The following is a 20,761-nucleotide window of genomic DNA, read 5'->3' as shown; positions in this document are numbered from 1 at the left end:
GAGAGCCGACAATGATCGTTCAATCCATGTCCACACTCGAATGCACAAAGCTGCTGGCGGCGAGTCGGGTCGGGCATCTAGCGTGCACGAAAGGCGGCCAGCCCTACGTCGTGCCGATTCATTATGCCTACGCGGAACACCATCTCTATGCCTTCTCGATGCCGGGCAAGAAGGTCGAATGGATGCGGGCCAACCCTTTGGTATCCGTTCAAGTCGATGCGCGCGGCGAAGGGAGAGCATGGAAAAGCGTGGTAGTTGACGGTCGATACGAGGAATTGATGGACCGGATCGACCACATGCCGGAGCGGCAGCATGCCTGGTCGATCTTGAGCAAGCATGTCGACTGGTGGGAACCTGGAGCCCTTAAGTCGGTAACACCTGCGCTTGCGGACCACTCGTCGCATGTGTTCTTTCGGATTTCGATCGAGCACGTGTCAGGTCGTGAAGTGGAAGAACACGATAGCTGACGCGACTCATTGCCAGAGTGCGACCTAGCCAGATCTGCTGTCGTGGCACCCTAGCTCCCTGCTACCGCAAAAGGTCTTGTGTCGACACGAGACGACTTGGCTTCTGATCTTGCAAATCTCCGCCCGGTCTGAATGCAGGTCTCTTGGAGTTCTTTCATCGCGCCATCAAAATCGGCAGCGACTGATCCTCAAGCATCGATCTGGGTGACGCCGCCGAAGATGCGCTCACGCAACCGCGAATGACCGCAAGCGCCCATCACCAGTAGGTCGGCAGCAATGTCGACGGAATGCTGGCGAAGAACCTCGGCAACGGAATGGTTCGCACTCGTTAGCCGGTCGACGGTGACCTTCACCCCGTGTCGGGCAAGATAGGTTCCAACATCGGCTCCCGGTTCCGCGCCGTGATGGGCTTCGCCCTCGACGGGGTCCACGATAGCAAGATGCACGTCATCGGCTGCGGCAAGTAGGTCGATTGATTCCCGCACGGCGCGCGATGCCTCAAGCTGCGAATCCCAGGCGACCAGCATCCGCTTCGGCTTCAGCGTCGGCCGCGAACCTTGGGGAACGGGCAGCATGTGGCTTGCCGGAGGAGAACAGCACGCCTTCGATCGCCTTGTTTTTCAGTGTTTCGCCTGCCAGCAGTTCCGGCCCGAGAATGGTGATATCGGCATAGCGGGCACGGCGTCCGATTGTTTCGTCCGCCCAGCCGGCTTCGGGATATTCGCTGTCGACGTCCGCGGAAAGCCCCCGGCCCGCGAGCAAAGCCGTCACGGCCGCCGTTGTCTTCTTCAAGAGCTTTTCCTCTGCCTGCCGCTCCTTCAGCCAGTCTTCGGAGATAATTGCGGCATACTCTCCGACCGGCGGCGGTGCAGCGAGCACCAGGACGAGAACGGCAAGGTGTGCGCTGGCCTCCTCGCAAAGGCCGGCGGGGAGCTTGAGATCGCCGTCGCTCATGCCTGGCCCTGTGACCGTGAGTATTGTCTTGAATGACATGGCAGCCGCTCACGCATTTGAGCGAACGTTTGCGAAAAACAATAGCGAGGCCGAACGCAATGGCATTGCGCTGAGTCAAAGCAGGGATTGACCCCAATCAACATACTAGTCCGCAGGATGGCTTTAGGCTTCCGCCAATAGCTGATTGGAGCGCATATGAAACTCTTGACGATTGCGGCATGCGCCGGATTGACCGTGAATACGGCCGCAGCCCAGGAAATGAGTTACGGCCAGGCAGAATATCTGAACTCCTGCGCCGTCTGTCACGGTGTCGACGGCAAGGGCGACGGACCCTTGCGCGACCTGCTCATCAGGCGTCCGGCCGATCTGACGCAACTTTCCGAGCGCAATGGCGGGAGGTTTCCCTACTCCAGGGTCTTCGCGACTATCGACGGTCGCTATGCCGTACCGAGCCATGGCAATCGCGAGATGCCTGTCTGGGGCCGCCTGTTTCTTGAGGACGACGCAAAAACCTACGGCCCCAGTGGCGGCGAGGTGGTGACCACGGAACGCATCCACAATCTTGCAGGTTACATTGAGACACTGCAGCATTAGATTCAGCCATCAGCGACGGTCACCAAAAGGAAGCGATGGATCGAGACATTTCGGGAGGAGCCCACCACTGACATCAGCTTCAGGTTGGGCAAGCGCTTGACCAACTCCATGCGAGGATTAGTACGGTATGTCCCTGATGCGTAACGTGTAGAGAAGCCGGGAGACCAGCTACACGTAGCGGAATGGGCAGGCGCCTACGGCCGGAGATACCTAACCTCGCGCGACGACAAAAGGGGCGCCAGCCATCCAAAGCCTTGCCAGTGCCACCTCGGCGGCGTTCTAAGTAATTCCCCTTAGGGACATAACCGAATTTCGCCAGTCAGGGATTCGCGCGATTGCTGTGTCACGGATCAACCGGGAAAAACAGCCATGCACGCCTACACGACCTCCAGAGTTGCACTGCCATCACAGTCCACTCAGTCTGTCCGGCCAGCGGTATTCGATCCCGCACCGATGCAGCCGGTGAGCTTCTTTCCCGCCGGTTCGGAGATTTATGCTCAAGGCGAGAAGGCTGGTGCTTTCTACCAGGTCGAATTCGGCGCCGTGCGCATCTACCGCCTGCTCGCCGACGGCCGCCGGCAGATCAGCGCCTTCCACCTGGCCGGAGAAACATTCGGCTTCGAAGCCGGCACGACCCATCACTTCTTCGCCGAAGCGATCAATGCCACCGGCGTTCGCGCCTTCCGTTTCACTTCCGGAGCAGACATGTCCCATCAGTTGCTACCCCTGGCGCTCAAAGGGCTAACCAAAGCTCAGGAACACCTTCTGGTCCTCGGTCGTCAGAACGCCATTGAACGCGTGGCTGCATTCCTGGTCGACATGGCAGAGCGCCAGGGCGGCTTGCGGCAAGTCGAACTGCCGATGTCGCGCATGGACATCGGCGACTATCTCGGCCTCACCATCGAGACCGTTTCACGGGTCTTCACCCGGCTGAAAGACAAGGGCGTCATCCACTTGCTCGGCCTGCGGAGCATCGAAATCGTCAAGCACGACGCGCTCCACTGCATGAGCGAATGACCAAGGCATAGCGAAGAGGCCAAAGGAAGCCTTGTCTTCCCTCACCGCCTTTGCATCGGGCGTCACCTTTCAGCCCTCGGGCTCGCTGTATCCGCCCAGCTTCAGAACAACCAAGGTTGAGAGGTCCGCATATGACCACGAACAGCACACTTACAACCCATACCGGCTTTCGCTTCGAAGTGCGCCGCGCACGTCCCGAAGACGAACCAATCCTGTCGGAGTTCTTCACCCATGTGACGCCAGACGATCTCCGATTTCGCTTTCTGGGCGGCGTGAAGGAAGTTTCACATGAGCGGCTGGTGTCGATGACGCGTTCCGACGACGCCCATATTCATAATTTTCTGGCGTTCTCCAACGACGGTATGCTGATCGCGGTTGCAATGCTGGCGAGCGATGCAGCTGACCGGAACGGCGAGGTCGCGATATGCATCCGCGCGGATCGTAAGCATCTGGGCGTCGGCTGGGAGCTGCTCGCCTATATTGCGAAATATGCCGAGGAACTCGGCCTCGAAGCGATCGAGTCGATCGAGAGCCGTGCAAACCTTGCTGCGATCGAGGTCGAGCGCGACATGGGCTTCACTGTCACGACCGATCCCGACGATGCAACGCTTGTGCTGGTTCGGCGCGAGCTGAAGGCGCGATCGGCCGGTTAGCCGCCGCTATCGGGACGCCGCAGATTTAAGGATCTTCCTAGGACTGGCAGATCGCGCCCGATGGAGACAAATGGCGCCGCCCCCCGCCCCCCTACCGAAGCCGCTGGTGGTCCTAGAAGAGTCTGGTTCCTTGTCGAACGCAGCGTGATCGTGATCTGCGCCGGCAGCGGGGTTCCTGTGGTGACGCCGCCACGATCGTCATAGGCGAGCGCGGCAGGAGAGATATGCCTGCGGGACATGGCCTCCTATTTGGTGACCACTGTCTATGCCGCAAAGGTGCAATCTGAATTCCGGATTCTCAACACTTCGGTCGCCAGGAGTTCGCAACGGGATATGCGACATCGTGCTCCACGTCTTACGCAACAATGGTAGCCGCTCTCCTGTCCTTCCCAAGCGAGGCATGTGGCGGCGCGCAACATCTGCGTTGCTAAAATCAGAGGTCGGTTAGGCCGGATACCCTACAGGTTGCACAAAGGTCACGAATTGCGTCTCGGACAGCCCCAGCAGCTTGCCAAGCGTCGGCTTGTCCACCCCGCCCACCAGGCAGGTGCCCAGACCGGCTGATGCGCAGTAGAGATAGACGTTCTGCGCCACGATGCCTGCGTCGACATGGGCAAACGCACTTTCCTGATCTTCGTTCGCAACATGCAAGCGTCCCCTATCGGCGCAGTAGATCAGGACCAAAGGCGCGGTTCCAACAAAAGACTCTTTGCTTGTCGTGCTTCGAATGTCGCGCGCAAGAATGGTCACGGCAGCCTGTCCGGCCGGGTCGAATTTGCGTACCCCCTCGCGTCGGCGACATAGATGTCGGTCTCCATGGCTCCGTGCCATGAAGGGGCCGTATGTCCGCCGCTGTTCGGCCTGTTGATGCCGAAGGCGCACCAAAGCAATGTCGAAAGGGTTTCGTCATCAATCGGTTTGTCGGCGAAGAGCCGTGTCGATTGCCTGAGGGACAGCGCCTCGAGCAATGACATCCCTCCGTTCTTGGCTGCTTCCGGCAGGCTGGAAGACATGTCGGCCAGTGCGATCCGGTTGGCGAAAGCTGCAACCATGGCCGCAATTGGGAGAAAAACACGCCGGGATATGCCTGCCATGGTTCATTCTCCCTCTCCGGCGATCCGGTTCTTGGCTGAAGACAAACTCCTCGCCAAGGCGAACGCCCGGGATCGCAACTCCGATCAACTCGCGCACCAGACCGCTGTCGATATGCTGTCAATTCACAGACAGTCTGATCTCTTCTTGCATAGGTATTTCGCGGGCGCCTTGCCCTGAATCAATTCGCCAGCCTTCGACCTTTATGCTCCCTTGTCTTCTATGCCATTGTCTTCGAGCGCCCTGCGCATGCGCCTGATGACCGCTGCGCGACTCCTCTCGTCGGCCGCGGCGCTGACCGCCTCGTTTACGTCGAGGAGAAGTTTTGAAAGGTCATTGTGCCAGTCGAGGCGGGCAATCTTTTCCGGCTTCAGACGGCTGGGCTCGTTGACCTCGACCGGCAAACTGCGACCGGGGGTCAATTGGAAAGCATCGTCCAGCTTCGGGATGATGATCTTGTCGTCGGGTATCAGTCCTGAAAGCCTTCCACGCAGACCGCCGAGTCCAGCCTCCTCTCCATGCGTCAGGAACACCTGCTGTTTCACCGGAGTTCGGGCCTTGAGCCAGGCGACCAGTTCGCTGGCGTCGGCGTGGCCGGAATAGAGGTCGAACAGGCTGATACGTGCCTTGACCTCGACTTCCTCACCCTGGATGCGCACACGCTGCGCGCCGTCGAGCAGGATCCTGCCAAGCGACCCTTGGGCCTGATATCCGGCCATCATCACCGTGGCGTTCCTGCGCCAGAGATTGGCCTTGAGATGATGGCGGATACGCCCCGCGTCGCACATGCCGCTGGCGGCGATCACCACGAAGAAGCCGCTCAGGCGGTTGATCGCCTTGCTCTGTTCCACCGTCTCGGTGAAGCGCAGCTCCTTCGAGTTCAGGGCCTGGCGTAGCACGTCACCCTGTTCGATCTCGTTGGCGTGCCGCTCAAAAATCGCACTGGCGCGTGTCGCCAACGGCGAGTCTACGAAGACCGGAGCTGACGGCACCTCCCCCGCTTGCATGAGCAAATACAGGTCGACCAGCAGTTCTTGCGTCCTTTCGACCGCGAAGGACGGAATGATAAGGGGGCCCCCGGCTTCGGCGGCGCCACGTACGAAGTCACCGAGCTGCGATCGCCGTTTTTCGGGCGAAACGTCCGGGCGGTCGCGGTCGCCATAGGTCGACTCGCAGATCAAATAGTCAACGCCTGCCGGCCCCTCGGGATCGGTCTGAAGCAGCTTGTGGCCTGGACCGATGTCGCCCGAAAACATGATGCGCAGCGGCGCATCATATCGGTCGATCTCGAGCTCTACCGATGCCGAACCAAGCAGGTGGCCCGCGTTCCAGAAGCGGGCGCGAATGCCATCGGCGATCGTGGTCCATTCGCCATATTCCAAAGCCCGGAACAAGGTCATTCACGCGGCAGCGTCCTGCTGACTGTAGATCGGCTCGACGAGCGGGCGACCGCGTTGCGCGTTGCGACGGTTCAGGTGCTCGACTTCCATTTCCTGGATATGCGCCGAATCCGGCAGCATGACCGAGCAGAGATCGATGGTGGCGCGGGTCGTATGGATCGGACCGGAAAACCCCTGCTTGACCAGTTTCGGCAAAAGGCCGCTGTGATCGATATGCGCATGCGTCAGAATGACGGCGTCAATAGCTTCCGGCGGAAACGGGAATGCACCGTAGTTCAATTCCCGTTCGGATTTGGACCCCTGGAACAGGCCAAGTCGATGAGGATGCGCGAATGCGGCGTCTCGATCTCATAGCATGAGCCGGTGACGCCATGGGCTGCGCCGTGGAAACGCAGGATAGGATCCGTGTCGCCTCTCATCTCGCCACGACCTAGTTGTGGGCTTTCAGAGGGTTGTCCATTCGGACCGAACCGAGGAGACTGGAGTTACCAAGCCTCAGCACTCACCGGAGGGTCCGAATGAACATCCACAAGAATGCCCGTTTGACACCGTTGCGTCGAGAGGAGATGGCGCTGTCGGTCATTGAGGGGCGTCTTTCCCAGGCCCATGCGGCGCGCGTCTATGGCGTGTCGGCCAAGATCGTGGCGCGTTGGGTCGAGCGCTATAAGGCCGAAGGGCGGGCCGGCATGGCCGACCGCTCGTCGCGGCCCACGCACAGCCCCAGCGCCACCGAGCAGCCGATCGCCGAGCGGATCGTGGCGCTGCGGCGGCAGCGTTGGACCGGCAAGCACATCGCCCATGAGGTCGGCGTCTCGCCCGCCACCGTCAGCCGGGTTCTCAAGCGTGCCGGGCTGTCGCGGCTAAGCGATATCGAGCCGGCCGAACCGGTCCGGCGCTACGAGCGCGAGCATCCCGGCGAGATGATCCATATCGACATCAAGAAGCTCGGACGCTTCAGCCAAGTCGGCCATCGCATCACCGGTGATCCGCAAAAGGGCAAGTCGCGCGGCGCCGGCTGGGAATTCGTCCATGTCTGCATCGACGATGCTTCCCGCATCGCCTTCTCGCAAATCCTGCCCGACGAGAAAAAGGAGAGCGCCATCGCCTTCCTCAAGGCGGCGGTAGCCTACTATGCCAGCCTCGGCGTCACCATAGCGCGCGTCATGAGCGACAACGGCTCCTGCTACAGATCGAAGGCTTTCGCCAAGGCCTGCCGTGATCTCGGCCTCAAGCATGTCAGGACAAGGCCCTATACGCCCAAGACCAATGGCAAGGCCGAGCGCTTCATCCAGACGGCGCTGCGCGAATGGGCCTACGCCATCGCCTATCCGACATCAAATCACCGCGCCGCCGAACTGCCTGTCTGGCTGCACAGATACAATTGGCATCGTCCACACGGCAGCCTAAAGTCAAAACCACCTATCAGCCGCCTCGCTCTAACCGAGGACAACCTGTTGAGGCTCCACACCTAGTGCGACAGTAGGACAGGCATGCGCAGATCAGCGAGAATACCTTCGGTGGCACCGCCAAGCACGAAGTCCCTGACGCGGGAGTGGCCGTATCCGCCCATGACGAGCAGATTGCCGCCGATCTTGAGAGCATGCTCCTGAAGCGCTGTTCCGATTGAACTGTCCCCTGCTTGGATAGAGACAGCCTCGGCCGCAAGACCGCGTGTTCTCAAGCCCAGCGCAAGGCGTTCGCCGATGCCCTGTCCCGGAAACGGCTTTTCGTCGGTCACGGTCACAACGGTGATCGTCGAGGCACGTTCAAGAAACACCCGCGCGTCGGCAACAGCCCGTGCGGCCACTCGACTACCATCCCAGGCGATAACGACATGTCCAAAGGCCCCAACATCCGTGGAGTCGGGAAGGAGCAGTGTCGGTCGACCCGAGCCGAACAGGATCGCCTCGGCTAACATCCGCGCCGTCTGGTTGGCCGGCGCCCAGCCGACCAGGCAGACATCGAAATAGCGGGAATGCTTCGCGGCAACATCGCCCATCAAGGCCGGTGGCGCGGCCAACTCCTGCGTGGTGAGGTCCACACCGCCTTGTACCGCTTCTTGGGCAATTGTCTCGAGCAGATCTTTGCCACGCTTGCAACTGGTCGCCTCGACCTCTTGTATCTTGTAGGGAAGGTCCATCAAATAGTTTGAAAGCGCGTTCGAAACGTCGGGGATGTCGACATTGATGGCAACAGCATGCAGCGCCGCGTTGAGCTGCGCGACGAGAGCGACCGCGTTCGCCGCGGTTTTCGAGGTGTTCGGGTCTGGATAGGTCGCCAGATAGAGGGATGCCATAAACTTCATCGGATTTCGCCTACGTTGCGGCTGCGGGTCGGCCGTCGGACCAATCATCCAACATCGGTAGTGGCAATGAACGGTATCAGCTTTGATCCACCGCAAACAGGCGAGACGGGGCCGTCGGGCATGGAGACCGAGAGCGTCACTTCGCTATAGGAGCGGCACACCCTTTGCCTCTCTCACAAGCTTTGCGGTGTCCTCATTGGCTTCCACGTCGTGTGACGAGCCCAACAAGGGTTGCGCACGGGCCGGCTTTTCGTGGCCTTTCGAAACGAGCAGAGGCCGAGCTATCCTCGTACGATCTGTCGGCAAAACCCATGTCCTTCTCCAACTCGATGGCGTCATGATTGTCTCGGCTCGTCGGGCGGGTCACGAAGCAATGCATTCCGCGCCAACCATCGTCCCTGCAATTGGGGTGGACCGAAATTGTGACCTCAATCCATCAGATGGTCAGGATCCAATATCTTACAAAAAGTTCCTTTCGCGCTTGATCCGGCTCAAAACGCCAACTTGCTGCCCGTAGTAGCCTGTTGGTGTTGCATGCCCAAAAGAAAGGGGCCGAGAATGAAAAACGCGCCAGTGAGTGGACGAGAAGGCAGCGAGGCCATGGGGTGCGGCAGGCGGCGATCGACCGAGAGTTTGCCGGTGCAGTCGAAATTTCTGGCTCTCGGACGGGATCGCGGCTCGCAGGAAATACGCATCTCGACCCTGATGAGTTGAACCGATGATCACGCCCGGCTTGCAGAATTTCCTGGCAGCGGCGTGGTTCGCCCTTGCAGCGGCATCGACGCCGTACCCTGTCAACGCAGCGTCCTCGCTTGTTCCGACCAGTCAAGCCTCGCTTGCGCCAATGCTGGAACGTGTACTTCCAACTGTCGTGAGCATCACCGTGCAAGGCCGCAATGAAGCGCCTGCCAACACGACCGCTCCGGGTTCCTTCCGCCAGCAATTCGCTGCCCCTGCGAGCGATGCGCCACAACTGCAACAGGAATTCCAGGCAGCAGGTGCGGGCGTCATCATCGATGCCGCGAAGGGTTACGTCCTGACCAACAATCATGTCGTCCAAAATGGAGACTCTATAACGGTCACTCTCAATGATGGCCGCAGCTTTCAGGCTGAACCCGTCGGAAACGACGCTGAAACAGATCTCGCCGTCATTAGAATTGCAGCGGAGCATTTGACAGCACTGCCTCTGGCAGAATCGTCGCAACTCCGCGTCGGCGACTATGTCGTTGCAATAGGCAATCCCTTTGGCCTCGGACAAACGGCGACGATGGGGATCGTCAGCGCGCTTGGCCGATCCGCACTGGGAGGAGGCTACGAAAACCTTATCCAGACCGATGCCTCAATTAACCCCGGCAATTCGGGCGGCCCGCTCGTCAATCTCGATGGAAAACTCGTCGGTATCAACAGCGCGATCATTGGGCCGAGCGGTGGAAATGTCGGCATCGGCTTCGCCATCCCCGCCGCGATGGCGAAACAGGTAACGGAACAGCTTATTGCTTACGGCAAGGTGCGACGTGCGCAACTCGGGATGGTCGTGCAGGATCTCACCGCGGACCTCGCCAAGGCATTCCAGGCCACCACCGCAACGGGCGCTCTTGTGAATCAAGTATTTTCAGGGTCGGTGGCTGAGGATGCCGGTATTCGTGTGGGCGACATCGTCACCGCAGTAAACAACACAAGCGTGGAAAATGCTGCCGGCCTCAAGCACATCATGAGCACGATCTCACCGGACACGCTGGCGAAGCTGTCGATAATCCGAAACGGCAGTCCAACGACCGTTACAGCAAAACTCTCGGCTGAAGGAAGCGATCACGTGATTGAGGGATCAGGTCTTCTTGAATCGGTCAGCCTGAGCGATTTCGAAACAATAACTGCGATCGGAAACAAGAAGGCGGACGGAGCGCTGGTTTTAGCTGTGGGAGAGGGCAGCAGCGCAGGAGATGCCGGTCTGGTGATAGGCGACATAATCCTTACTATCGATCATCAGATCGTTCACTCGCCAGGGCAGGCACAAAAATTGGCACAGCATTCTTCGGTTCCCCTGTTGGTCGGTGTCTATCGCGATGAAGGTATGTATTTCCTCACCATCCAATGAGGATGTCTTAGCGTAAGAGTCACCTCCTCAATGCGAGAGCCGGACGCCGATCCGGCGCCCTTCGACACGGTCCTCGTGCGGGCATTTGCGCGTGGCACTCGCCAGCAAGCCGTTCGGTTCCAATAGAGAGCCCTCATGGGATCCATGCTGACAAAAGTCAGGGTCACTCCGCCCAGCGTTGCCACCGCAATCGTGCCGTAGAAAGCCTTGCGTCCCGCGGACGTCGGTCGAGGCCTTCGGTCCATCGATGTCGGCTTTGGAGCAGTCCGAACCAGTACAGAAATAGGTTCGAGCGAACACTCGACGTCCTCCATCGGTCGGCACCTGAACCATTGCGTCCCCCCGCTCGTCCTACGGCGCAAATCAATCTCTGAGTGCTGCCCACATGGGCAACGCTCAGTTGCACCACCACTTTCTGAGTACGATCGCTCCGCAGAAATGGGCGCTCAACGCGGTCAGTTCGAACGAAATTGCATCGCGCTTTGTCGACGGGAGAAACTACGGTCGTGTCCCCACAGGTGGTGTAGCTCGGCGGTAGTGAAGCCGCTCGCGAGTGCGCCGTTAGTCGCGCTGTAGCGAGCGAGCGGCTTGCGGTGGTCATCGGCGCTTTCCGGTAGGGTTTGGTTGTTGACGCCAACCCAATTCGGAAGGACCACCGATGACCGACGACATGATGAACCTGCGCACGCTCGTGGAGAAGACCCCGGATGCCGATCTCCTGCGCGAGATGATCGGCTTTGCCGCCGAGCGGCTGATGGAAATGGAGGTTGGGGCCGCCACCGGCGCCGCCTATGGCGAGAAGAACCCGTTGCGCACGGCCCAGCGCAACGGCTATCGCGAGCGCGACTGGGAGACGCGCGCCGGCACCGTCGAGCTGCGCATCCCGAAGCTCAGGAAGGGCAGCTATTTCCCCGGTTTCCTCGAACCGCGCCGCATGGCCGAGAAGGCGCTGACCGCCGTCATCCAGGAGGCCTACGTCCAGGGTATCTCGACCCGCTCGGTTGACGACCTGGTCAAGGCCATGGGGATGAGCGGCATTTCGAAGAGCCAGGTCTCGCGGCTGTGCGAGGAGATCGACGGCAAGGTCAAAGCGTTCCTTGAAAGACCCATCGAGGGCGACTGGCCCTATCTGTGGATCGACGCCACCTACCTGAAGGTGCGCCGCGGCGGCCGCATCGTCTCGGTCGCCGTCATCATTGCCGTCGGCGTCAACGCGGACGGCCGGCGCGAGGTGCTGGGCATGGAGATTGGCACCTCGGAGGCCGAGCCGATCTGGACGGAGTTCCTGCGCAAGCTGACCCGCCGCGGCCTGCGCGGCGTCAAGCTCGTCGTCTCCGATGCCCATGAAGGCATCAAGGCGGCCGTCACCAAGGTGCTGTGCGCGACATGGCAGCGCTGCCGCGTCCACTTCATGAGGAACGTGCTGGCCCATGCCGGCAAGAGCGGCCGCAGGGTCGTCTCCGCTTTCATCGCCACCGCCTTCGCCCAGGAAACGCCCGAGGCCGCAAGCGTGCAATGGCGCGCCGTCGCCGACCAGATCCGGCCGAAGGTGCCGAAGTTGGCGACAATCATGGACGACGCCGAGCCCGACGTGCTGGCCTACATGACCTTCCCGAAAGAACACCGCGCCAAGCTGCACTCGACCAATCCGATCGAGCGTCTCAACGGCGAGATCAAGCGGCGCACCGAGGTCGTCGGAATCTTCCCGAACGACGATGCGATCGTGCGTCTGGTCGGCGCAATCCTGCTCGAACAGAACGATGAATGGGCAGTGCAGCGGGCCAGATATATGACTCTGGAAACGATCAGCCAGATGAGCGATGATCCCCTGATCAGCTTGCCAGCCGTGGCGCGCTGATCAGCCCGGCCCATGCCGGAGAGCACGGCGACCAATGCCGTCAGCTACACCACTCCCCGGGACACGATCGAAACTACCCGCCAGTGCTTACGCCGAGTTAGCCTCTACGTGAGATCGGGGCAGAGTTTCGCATAAATACTTGAATTATAAAGAAAATTGGCGCGCCCGACAGGATTCGAACCTGTGACCTCTGCCTTCGGAGGGCAGCAATCAACCTCTGCCCTCAGAACTGGAGAGCTTCGACTAAGCGGCGTGCCTCCGATAGCAAAAGAATGCCCCTTCAATAGTGGGTCTAGCGATGTAGCGGTCTTCCGACTCGAACCCCCGATCGTGAGCGGACGCCTCCATGATCAAGTCTGTCCCACGGCGTAACCGGACGTACCAATCTCCTTCATCAGTACGTGTAATTCGGCTGGAGGAGTAAGGCAGAAAGTTCGAAAAGCTTCCAAGAACCCCAGGCAAACTGGACTCTGGGCGCAAATGGTCCGTCTCCTGGCAGGGTTTCTTCAGTGTCAGGCCTTCGTTTCGGCCTGGAACTCGCCTTCAATCACGACCTTAGCCAAGGCCGCGGCATTGGACTTTAGACCCGTCCTATTTGCCGCCGTCTCTACGTCGGGTTACGACGATGCGCAAAGCCCTCTTGCGCGCCCGTAACTGTCTCTCCTTTCTGGATCAGCAGCAGCCAGAAACAGCCAGTAGGAGGCAGCACGACTATGCCCGAACCAGACCGTATCATTCGCCTGAAAACCGTCCTTTCCCGGACCGGTCTGTCCCGGTCCACCATCTACCGCAAGATCGCCGAAGGTACGTTCCCACCCCAGATCCAGATCAGTATCCACGGCGCCGGATGGCACGAATCCGCCATCAGCCGCTGGATCGCCAATCCCGCTTCGTGGCGGCCGCAAGACCAGGGCGACAAGTTGTGATGAGGGTGATCCGCCCTGCGCGAAAGCCTGGCCTTTATCAAAACGCAGCGGTCATGGCGTCGCCGGATCGATATTCATGGTGGCGCGAGAGGTCAACCAGCACAGATCGGATATGCGGCCAGGGGAAATCGTCTGGATGTTCCCAGTGCTCACCGTCACGCAAGATGACCTTGAGCTTGGCCAAAACGCCTTCGATGGACGTGGCCGCTGTCTCCGGTAGATCATCCAGAAGTGCGCTTTCGGCTGTTTCCGATTGCCGGATCAGTTCGTCTGTTCTCGAATAGCCGATCTCATCATCAGCAGCGTCCCAGCGCGCCTGGTGGGCCGCAAAATCCGCAAGCGCCCTGCCCCATTCTACTTCTTTTTCAGGCGAGTAGGCATCGTTCAGGCTTTCGATGGAATGGAGCGTCACGTCCGTACCATCGGCAAGCCGCAGCTTGGCGCAGGGAAAGCCGACCGTCCTGGCGAGGTGTGTCTCCAACCGCTGCTGTTCGCGGCACAGCGCCAGTGTCTCATCGTGGATCTTTTGCCAGTTACCACACAGACGAAGAGCAGGATCGGCCGCGCTGCTGCCGTCCGTCAGTTCGGCGGCCCGCGACTTTACCTGGAAGGGCCATGCCGCCGCGGCCGTGGCCGCACCCGCTAGCAAGCGCCGCCGGGTGACGAAAAACGCACTCATGCTATTGTTGGAATCAGCCATGATCCGAGCTCCTAACAGCTGGGGTGTGGTGAGGCCGCATCTAGTGTTCGCGCATTCGGTGCGGCCGCTTTCTAAAAACGAAAGGATTATTGGTTTTTAGAAAGCAACTGTCAACGTTTTCCGAAAAAGCTTGCGATTTTCATGAGTTATTACCAGTTTGCGACATGGATTCTGCTCAATGTCGCGCCGCACGAGCGCTGCTGAAATGGACGCAAGAGGACCTCGCCACCCGCTCCGGCGCGAGTGCTGTTACCATTCGCAATTTCGAAAACGACCGTTCTGTTCCTCAAACAGGAACGCGATACCTCCTCCAAAAAACGCTTGAGAATGCCGGCATCGAGTTCATTCCTGAAAATGGCGGTGGTGTCGGCGTGCGTCTGTCACGGCGTTCCGAAAGGACGTAGGATCGGTGAAGTAGCTCCCGGTAGGCAAGGCAAAGCGCGTCCATTAGCCGACAATCATTCGATTGCGGCGGCAGTCAGAGGGATCAAGATCAACCGCGAAGACTTCGGCGAGCAGCAGGAAGGATTCGGGTCGAACGACGACTGGGCAGACCGGTTCATGCAACTGCCTTCGCTCGCAGAGGTTCGATGTTGCCCTTGCCTGCAATAATGCCGGCAAGCCGATCGGCCCAAAGCTCCAAGGCGTCCCGTTTCTCGCTCATATAATCGTAGCGCGCATATACCCGCGACGTGATCGTACTCTTGGTCACCGAAACGTGGTTCAACACTTGCCCGACGATGAACGGCGAAATGCCGATCTCTTCCATGCCCGTCGCAGCAGATCGCCGTAGGTCATGCGGCGTCCACGGTGCAATGCCCATGATCATTGCCACGCCGCGCTTGCTGATCTCTTCTCGCTTCACTGCTTTCGGGACAGATGCGCCGGTGAGGGCTGCACGGCCGCCCGGTCCAGGAAAAACGAAAGGCGGTACCGCCCTGCCCTTGCGCTCCGACAGCGTCTTCACGTCGGCGATCTGATCGCCGATGATCCGGATTGCCATTTCGCACAGTGGCACAACATGGTCGCGGCCGTTCTTCGCGCGCCTGGCTGGTATCGTCCAAAGGCCGCGTGTCAAGTCCAGTTCGCCGTGCTCCATGCCGGCGATCTCGCCAACACGCTGTGCGGAAACCAGGCACAGGCGCAGAATGCGGCGGGTGCTTTCCCGCATGTCGGCTTCGGGCAAGGCTGCCCACATCGTCTTGATCTCGTCGGCCGTCAGCACGCGGTTGCGCTCGACCGTTTCAGTCGGCCTCGTCATACCTTCGGTCAAGTTGCTGTCCAGATCGCCACGACCGCGCCCCCATCGGATCATGGCGCGAATGTCCTCGAACACCCGGTTCGCCTCAACGGCCGCGCCCCGGTCCTTCACCGCGTCGATCGCCTTGGTGATGTCGCGACGATGCAGGTCTGCGAGCTTCACCTCGCCGATGCAGCCAGATGATGCCTTCTCGACCTTCTTTCCGTCAGCGTCATAGCCGGACACATTCTTGCGCAGCCGGCGCGCAATCTCATCGACCGACCGCCGCGATGATGCCCGGCGGGTAAGATAGCTCTCAACCAAATCAGAGACGGTCATCGAGGCGGCGTGCGCCTTCTTGGCGGCCACAGGGTCGCCGCCCTCTTGCACGCTTGCACGAGTGTCCTTGGCCTTCTGGCGAGCACCCTTGTCGGTGCCGAGCGGTGTCTCGGGATAGGTGCCGAGCTTCAACCATTGCCGCTTGTCGGGCGGCCCGTAAACCACGAACCAGGTCTTTTGCCCACCCGCCGAGACGCGCAGCACAAGACCTTTTACGGTCGTATCGAAATAGTCGGCTTTCCGGCCGGAGCCGGCCTTGGCGGCCTGGCAGAATTTGTCGGTGAGTTCGAGTTTCGGCATCTGTCCAGCGACCAATCTTGCTACAACCGGTCTGCCCGGGTTCCGTGAGTGATCTACAGAATAATCTACAGAAAACCACGAGCTTTGTCGATACCGGCTGCGACAGATCGCGACGGGATGAAACGCTAATTACTTGTTATCAATAGAATTTTTAGAAATTCAGGCTGTCGCACGCTGGTCCACCAAATCGCATTGGAAACCCTCTGTTAACCGGTTGGTCGCTGGTTCGAATCCGGCCCGGGGAGCCAATTTTTTCACCTCTGATACTCATCCTGTTCGTCCAGCCGTGCGCTCGCGTCGCCTCGCGCGCAACGGAAGCTGCGGCAATCGACACCAGGAACCTTTGCCGAAAACGTCCGTTGAATTGCCTGGCGGGTGCCGACTGCTGGGACGATTGCATTGGACGTGAAGACCGAACGACCCAAACGGGAGGCCAAGCCCGCCGAGCGCGACGACGAACAAGCCGTGCCCGCCAAGGACACCGATTCTGTGTCGTCCGAGGCAAGCAACCGGGAAGGCGACGAACCAGGCGGCAACAGGTTGAGTTTCGTCAGGCGCCATCCCTTCGCCACGGGCGCTGTCGTGGTCGTGCTGTTGATCTGCATTGCCGGCGGCGTCATGTGGTGGATCAACGCGCGCCAGTATGAATGGACCGACGACGCCTTCATCGACGCGCGCACGGTGACCGTGGGCGCCGAGATTTCCGGACGCATCACAGATGTCGCCGTCACCGACAACCAGCCGGTCGAGGCTGGCGCTGTCCTGCTTCGCATCGATGACAGCGACTACCAGGCTTCGCTGCAACAGGCCGAGGCCGGCGTGGCGGCCGCGCGGGCCGGCATCGCCAATGTGCAAGCCCAGACCGAGGCGCAGAACGCCAAGATCGATGCCGCGCAGAAGCAGGTCGCGCAGGCGCGGGCCGCGCTCGAATTCGCCACATCCGAGGACCGGCGCAACCGCGAACTCCTGGCCAAGGGCACCGCGACCCAACAGCAGGCCGACCAGGCCGCCTCGACCTTGCGCCAGGACCAGGCTGCGCTGGCTACCGCCGGCGCCAATGCGGAGGCCGCCAAAAGCCAGATCACCGTGCTGGGCGCGCAGGCGAAGAGCGCGCAAGCCCAGTTGCAGCAGGCGCAAGCCACCCAAGACCAGGCCAAGACCACGCTGACGCGCACGGCCATCATGGCTCCGGTCGCCGGGCACGCCACCAGCATCAGCGCCGCAAAGGGCACCTACGCGCAGCCTGGCCAGGTGCTGATGATGTTCGTGCCCAAGGATGTCTGGGTGAGCGCGAACTTCAAGGAGACGCAGCTGGACCTGATGCGGCCCGGACAGCCGGTCGACATCGCAATCGACGCTTATCCGGAAAAGACCTTCCATGGTCACGTCGACAGCGTCCAGGCCGGCAGCGGCACCGCCTTCAGCCTGCTCCCGGCCGAGAATGCCACCGGCAATTTCGTCAAGGTGGTGCAGCGCGTGCCGGTGAAAATCGTGTTCGACCGGCCGCCTGACGTCTATCTCGGCCCAGGCATGTCGGTGGTGCCGACGGTCAAGGTAAGATGAGCGATCTCGCGGTAGCCCAGGGTAACGAAAGCCGGTCGGCGGCCGGCGGTCGCAATCCCTGGCTCATCGCAATCGTTGTCTCCATCGCCACCTTCATGCTGGTGCTCGACACCTCGATCGCCAATGTCGCGTTGCGCAACATCGCGGGCAGCCTGGCCGCCGGCATGGACGAGAGCACCTGGGTGATCACCACCTATCTGGTTGCCAACTCCGTCATCATCCCGGTCAGCGGCTGGCTGACCAGCGTCATCGGCCGCAAGCGCTATTATATGATCTGCGTCGCCACCTTCACGTTGGCGTCGTTGCTGTGCGGCCTCGCGCCCAACCTGTCAACGCTGATTGCCTTTCGCATCTTGCAGGGCCTCGGCGGCGGCGGCATGGCGCCGAGCGAGCAGTCGATCCTCGCCGACACGTTTCCGCCCGAGAAGCGTTCCCAGGCCTTCGCGCTTTACGGTATCGCGGTCATCGTCGCGCCGACCGTGGGGCCTACTCTGGGAGGCTGGCTGACCGATAATTTTTCGTGGCACTGGATCTTCTTCATCAACGTGCCTTTCGGCATCCTGTCGCTGGCCCTCGTGCAATGGCTTGTGGTCGAGCCCGACATCATTGAACGCGAACGGCGCGAGCGGCTGCGCGGCGGTCTGCGGATCGACTGGATAGGCTTCCTCCTGGTGGCGACCGCGCTCGGTTGCCTGGAAGTGTTCCTGGATGAAGGCCAGCGCAACGACTGGTTTGCATCGACCTTCATCACCACTTTCGCAGTGATCTCGGCCGTCTCTTTCCTGCTGCTCGTCCCCTGGGAATGGACCCGGCGCCATCCGATCGTCGACATCAGGCTGCTCTTCACGCGACAGTTCGGCATGTCGTTCGTGGTCATGATGGCCGTCGGCGCCGTGCTGTTCAGCACCACGCAATTGATGCCGCAGCTGCAGCAGACGACCTTTGACTACACAGCCACTTTGTCCGGGCTGTCGATGATGCCCGGCGGCATCGCCATGCTGCTGCTCATGCCGATTTCGGGTTTCGCCGGCGGTTTGGTTCAGCCGCGCTATCTCATCATGATGGGCATGTCGGTCGTTGCGGTGGCGCTATGGCACATGACCTCGCTGACCCCGGATGCAAGCTTCGGCTTCTTCGCCTATGCCCGGGTCTTCATGATGATCGGACTGCCGTTCCTGTTCATCCCGATTTCGACCGCGGCCTATGTCGGCCTGCCGCCGCAAAAGACCGACCAGGCCTCGTCGTTGATCAACGTTGCCCGCAATCTCGGCGGCAGCATCGGCGTGTCGTTGTCCAACACCGTCATTGCCCAGAACGCTCAGCTCCATCAGTCGGTGCTGGTCGGCCACACCGCGCAATCGAGCGAAGCCTATCAACAGACGCTTCGCCAGGTGACGGACCATTTTGTCGCCGAAGGTTCGCCGCTGGCCCAAGCCCGGCAGCAGGCCGTGGGCTGGATCGGCGATGAGATCGGCAGGCAGGCTTCGCTGCTCGCCTATGTCGATGTCTTCTTCTATTGCGCGATAGCAACGGCGCTGCTTGTGCCAGTGGCCCTGTTGCTGCGGTCGCCCAAACCCGGGCCAGCCAAGCGATAGGACAAGACAGTCCTGCCACGGGATGCGGTTTTCCTGGTAACGACAAAGTGTCCGCCGGCGGCGCGGCTCGGCATGGTGCAACGCCAGTCCGGTGTTAGCTTCCGCCTCGGGGGAGCTCGAACAACGGAGTTCGCAATGAAAGCTGCAGCACGTCTTCTTGCCTCTTTCGCCCTGGCCGGATTTGTCACCACCGGAGCTGTCGCGGCGACGGCGACCACAACCACAACGACGCCCTCCGCGACAACGACCGCGGCGCCAACCACGAAGAAGCCGAAAACCGCCATGACGCCCGAAAAGACCGCGATCTCGAAACAATGCTCGACGCTGGCGGACCAAAAAAACCTTCACGGCAAGGATCGAGAGAAGTTCCGCTCGGCTTGCAAAAAGAACGGCGGCAAAGCCCCCAGCTGATCCGCAATCCAGGCGGATCGCCTCTCGGCACGGTTCCTGATCGGGCGATACAGCCCGTCGACCGGCCAAGGCGACAATGCAAGTGCCCAAGGCCCCGGCATGTCCGGGGCCTTTCTCTTCGGGCAAGGCATTGGCGGCAACACCCAAAAACCAGCGCGTTGCAAAAGGATGGTTGCGCATCGATTTGCGTCAGGCGATGGTCCGGCAAACTGGAGGGGCCTATGCGAAACATCTCGGCATCGATGCTGCTGCTGACAGCCACCGTTTATGCGACCGCAGCCAATGCGCTGGACAGCAGCAACACGCCGGTCGTCGTTACCCCATTGGCATCGAAGACGACGACCGCGTCTGGCCAACCGATCACGCTGCCGCAGAAGAATGTCGAGGTCCAGGTTTCGTCCTACCAGATCGCGCCGGGCGCGACCTTGCCGGTTCACAAGCACCCCTTCCCGCGTTACGCCTATGTCGAGCAAGGAACGCTCAAAGTCACCAATGTCGAGACCGGCGCCAGCAACACCTACAAGACCGGCGACTTCATCATCGAGATGATCGGCCAATGGCACCAGGCCGCCAACATCGGCGCCGATCCGGTCAAGCTGCTGGTAATCGACCAGGTCGAACAAGGCGCCAAGAACACCATCCTGAAACAATGACAGCCGGCAAATAATTGTCAGCCGCCTGGTGGCAGATGGCCGACAATTTGTTCAGCCCCATGCGCCCACCGGCTGGCGGGTGGTGGCGTTCAGCCGGTTGAAGGCGTTGATCAGCGCGATCTGGATCACCAAAGCGGCGAGCGCCTTGTCGTCATAGTGGCGCGCGGCCTCGTCCCAGATATCATCCGGCACAGCATCCGAACGGTCGGCCAGCCGCGTCGCGGCTTCGGTGAGCGCAAGCGCGGCGCGTTCAGCAGGCGTGAAGTAAGGCGTCTCGCGCCAAGCCGCCACCGCGAAGATCCGCTCGTCTTTCTCACCGGCTTTCTTCAGCTCCCGCGCATGCATGTCGACGCAAACGCTGCAGGCATTGATCTGGCTGGCGCGCAGATGGATGAGCTTGCGCGTGACATAGGGCACCTCGCCTGCCTCGGTCGACTTGTCCAGCGCCAGCAGCGCCTGCAGCGCGCCCGGCATCAGCATCACCGGGTTCTTCAATCTTGCTTCCACGGATCGTCTCCTTGTCTTGGCGGCTGACGGTCAATCAATAACCGTCCGGCTATGAATTGACTCATAACTTTCAGGTTATGGGTTGTCAAGCG

The 20,761-nt window shown here is 60.6% G+C and carries 21 protein-coding genes and 2 pseudogenes; 13 read left to right on the top strand and 10 right to left on the bottom strand.

Annotated elements, in window-relative coordinates; all coding sequences use genetic code 11:
• The first annotated feature begins 11 nt into the window (after positions 1-11).
• Positions 12-467: a pyridoxamine 5'-phosphate oxidase family protein gene (locus tag ACVDG8_RS33240; protein ID WP_447252251.1), complete on the top strand. Its 456-nt coding sequence runs from the start codon at positions 12-14 to the stop codon at positions 465-467.
• A gap of 188 nt (positions 468-655) precedes the next feature.
• On the opposite strand, the gene ACVDG8_RS33235 is transcribed toward ACVDG8_RS33240, so the two are convergent.
• Both ACVDG8_RS33235 and ACVDG8_RS33230 read right to left on the bottom strand, forming a co-directional pair.
• Entirely contained in the window at positions 656-994 is a 339-nt protein-coding gene (locus ACVDG8_RS33235; RefSeq protein WP_447252250.1) for a universal stress protein, read from the bottom strand.
• On the bottom strand, positions 966-1,421 hold the full coding sequence (locus ACVDG8_RS33230) for a hypothetical protein (protein WP_447252249.1): 456 nt from the start codon (positions 1,419-1,421) through the stop codon (positions 966-968). The genes ACVDG8_RS33235 and ACVDG8_RS33230 overlap by 29 nt, the downstream gene beginning before the upstream one ends.
• Positions 1,422-1,616: 195 nt before the next feature.
• On the opposite strand from ACVDG8_RS33230, the gene ACVDG8_RS33225 reads away from it, so the two are divergent.
• The 3 genes from ACVDG8_RS33225 (at position 1,617) to ACVDG8_RS33215 (ending at position 3,685) form a co-directional block, all read left to right on the top strand.
• On the top strand, positions 1,617-2,015 hold the full coding sequence (locus ACVDG8_RS33225) for a c-type cytochrome (RefSeq protein ID WP_447252248.1): 399 nt from the start codon (positions 1,617-1,619) through the stop codon (positions 2,013-2,015).
• Positions 2,016-2,384: 369 nt separating this feature from the next.
• Entirely contained in the window at positions 2,385-3,032 is a 648-nt protein-coding gene (locus ACVDG8_RS33220; RefSeq protein WP_447252247.1) for a helix-turn-helix domain-containing protein, read from the top strand.
• A 131-nt stretch (positions 3,033-3,163) separates the two neighbouring features.
• Positions 3,164-3,685, top strand: coding sequence for an N-acetyltransferase family protein (locus tag ACVDG8_RS33215; protein WP_447252246.1), 522 nt, complete (start codon positions 3,164-3,166; stop codon positions 3,683-3,685).
• A 444-nt stretch (positions 3,686-4,129) separates the two neighbouring features.
• Here the strand turns inward: ACVDG8_RS33215 and ACVDG8_RS33210 are convergent, their stop codons facing one another.
• From ACVDG8_RS33210 to ACVDG8_RS33200, 3 genes and pseudogenes are all read right to left on the bottom strand, one after another.
• Positions 4,130-4,435 (bottom strand): nitroreductase family protein, encoded by a 306-nt coding sequence (locus ACVDG8_RS33210; RefSeq protein ID WP_455707391.1) that lies wholly within the window; start codon positions 4,433-4,435, stop codon positions 4,130-4,132.
• Positions 4,432-4,659, bottom strand: a complete 228-nt coding sequence (locus ACVDG8_RS33205; RefSeq protein ID WP_455707873.1) for a nitroreductase family protein — start codon at positions 4,657-4,659, stop codon at positions 4,432-4,434. Before ACVDG8_RS33205 ends, ACVDG8_RS33210 begins: the two co-directional genes overlap by 4 nt.
• A 321-nt stretch (positions 4,660-4,980) precedes the next feature.
• Positions 4,981-6,596: pseudogene (locus tag ACVDG8_RS33200) on the bottom strand (MBL fold metallo-hydrolase).
• Positions 6,597-6,695: 99 nt separating this feature from the next.
• Here ACVDG8_RS33200 and ACVDG8_RS33195 point away from each other — a divergent pair.
• On the top strand, positions 6,696-7,649 hold the full coding sequence (locus ACVDG8_RS33195; RefSeq protein ID WP_447252244.1) for an IS481 family transposase: 954 nt from the start codon (positions 6,696-6,698) through the stop codon (positions 7,647-7,649).
• On the opposite strand, the gene ACVDG8_RS33190 is transcribed toward ACVDG8_RS33195, so the two are convergent.
• Complete coding sequence (locus tag ACVDG8_RS33190) at positions 7,646-8,482, bottom strand: universal stress protein (RefSeq protein WP_447252243.1); 837 nt, start codon at positions 8,480-8,482, stop codon at positions 7,646-7,648. The two genes, ACVDG8_RS33195 and ACVDG8_RS33190, sit on opposite strands and share 4 nt — an antisense overlap.
• Before the next feature lie 718 nt (positions 8,483-9,200).
• On the opposite strand from ACVDG8_RS33190, the gene ACVDG8_RS33185 reads away from it, so the two are divergent.
• From ACVDG8_RS33185 to ACVDG8_RS33175, 3 genes are all read left to right on the top strand, one after another.
• The gene (locus tag ACVDG8_RS33185; RefSeq protein ID WP_447252242.1) at positions 9,201-10,577 is read left to right on the top strand and encodes a trypsin-like peptidase domain-containing protein; all 1,377 of its coding nucleotides are present in this window, start codon (positions 9,201-9,203) and stop codon (positions 10,575-10,577) included.
• A gap of 658 nt (positions 10,578-11,235) precedes the next feature.
• A complete protein-coding gene (locus tag ACVDG8_RS33180; RefSeq protein ID WP_023780675.1) occupies positions 11,236-12,435 on the top strand; it encodes an IS256 family transposase in 1,200 nt (399 codons plus the stop codon).
• Between the two features lie 713 nt (positions 12,436-13,148).
• Positions 13,149-13,361, top strand: a complete 213-nt coding sequence (locus ACVDG8_RS33175) for a helix-turn-helix transcriptional regulator (RefSeq protein WP_447252241.1) — start codon at positions 13,149-13,151, stop codon at positions 13,359-13,361.
• Positions 13,362-13,398: 37 nt separating this feature from the next.
• Here the strand turns inward: ACVDG8_RS33175 and ACVDG8_RS33170 are convergent, their stop codons facing one another.
• Positions 13,399-14,061, bottom strand: coding sequence for a hypothetical protein (locus ACVDG8_RS33170; protein WP_447252240.1), 663 nt, complete (start codon positions 14,059-14,061; stop codon positions 13,399-13,401).
• A gap of 89 nt (positions 14,062-14,150) precedes the next feature.
• Here ACVDG8_RS33170 and ACVDG8_RS33165 point away from each other — a divergent pair, with 89 nt between their 5' ends.
• The gene (locus ACVDG8_RS33165; protein ID WP_447252239.1) at positions 14,151-14,465 is read left to right on the top strand and encodes a helix-turn-helix domain-containing protein; all 315 of its coding nucleotides are present in this window, start codon (positions 14,151-14,153) and stop codon (positions 14,463-14,465) included.
• Positions 14,466-14,620: 155 nt separating this feature from the next.
• On the opposite strand, the gene ACVDG8_RS33160 is transcribed toward ACVDG8_RS33165, so the two are convergent.
• On the bottom strand, positions 14,621-15,670 hold the full coding sequence (locus ACVDG8_RS33160; protein ID WP_455707872.1) for a tyrosine-type recombinase/integrase: 1,050 nt from the start codon (positions 15,668-15,670) through the stop codon (positions 14,621-14,623).
• A gap of 42 nt (positions 15,671-15,712) precedes the next feature.
• Positions 15,713-15,940: pseudogene (locus ACVDG8_RS33155) on the bottom strand (Arm DNA-binding domain-containing protein); the annotation flags it as partial.
• Between the two features lie 405 nt (positions 15,941-16,345).
• On the opposite strand from ACVDG8_RS33155, the gene ACVDG8_RS33150 reads away from it, so the two are divergent.
• From ACVDG8_RS33150 to ACVDG8_RS33135, 4 genes are all read left to right on the top strand, one after another.
• A complete protein-coding gene (locus ACVDG8_RS33150) occupies positions 16,346-17,503 on the top strand; it encodes an HlyD family secretion protein (RefSeq protein ID WP_447252237.1) in 1,158 nt (385 codons plus the stop codon).
• Positions 17,500-19,098 (top strand): DHA2 family efflux MFS transporter permease subunit, encoded by a 1,599-nt coding sequence (locus ACVDG8_RS33145; RefSeq protein WP_447252236.1) that lies wholly within the window; start codon positions 17,500-17,502, stop codon positions 19,096-19,098. The genes ACVDG8_RS33150 and ACVDG8_RS33145 overlap by 4 nt, the downstream gene beginning before the upstream one ends.
• A 72-nt stretch (positions 19,099-19,170) precedes the next feature.
• On the top strand, positions 19,171-19,509 hold the full coding sequence (locus ACVDG8_RS33140; RefSeq protein ID WP_455707390.1) for a PsiF family protein: 339 nt from the start codon (positions 19,171-19,173) through the stop codon (positions 19,507-19,509).
• Between the two features lie 221 nt (positions 19,510-19,730).
• Positions 19,731-20,162: a cupin domain-containing protein gene (locus tag ACVDG8_RS33135; RefSeq protein WP_447252234.1), complete on the top strand. Its 432-nt coding sequence runs from the start codon at positions 19,731-19,733 to the stop codon at positions 20,160-20,162.
• Between the two features lie 51 nt (positions 20,163-20,213).
• Here the strand turns inward: ACVDG8_RS33135 and ACVDG8_RS33130 are convergent, their stop codons facing one another.
• Positions 20,214-20,669, bottom strand: a complete 456-nt coding sequence (locus ACVDG8_RS33130; RefSeq protein WP_447252233.1) for a carboxymuconolactone decarboxylase family protein — start codon at positions 20,667-20,669, stop codon at positions 20,214-20,216.
• Between the last annotated feature and the right edge of the window lie 92 nt (positions 20,670-20,761).

Source organism: Mesorhizobium sp. ORM8.1 (assembly GCF_053005525.2).
Note: the sequence above shows the minus strand (reverse complement) of the source record. Positions and strands in the feature narration are given on the sequence as shown.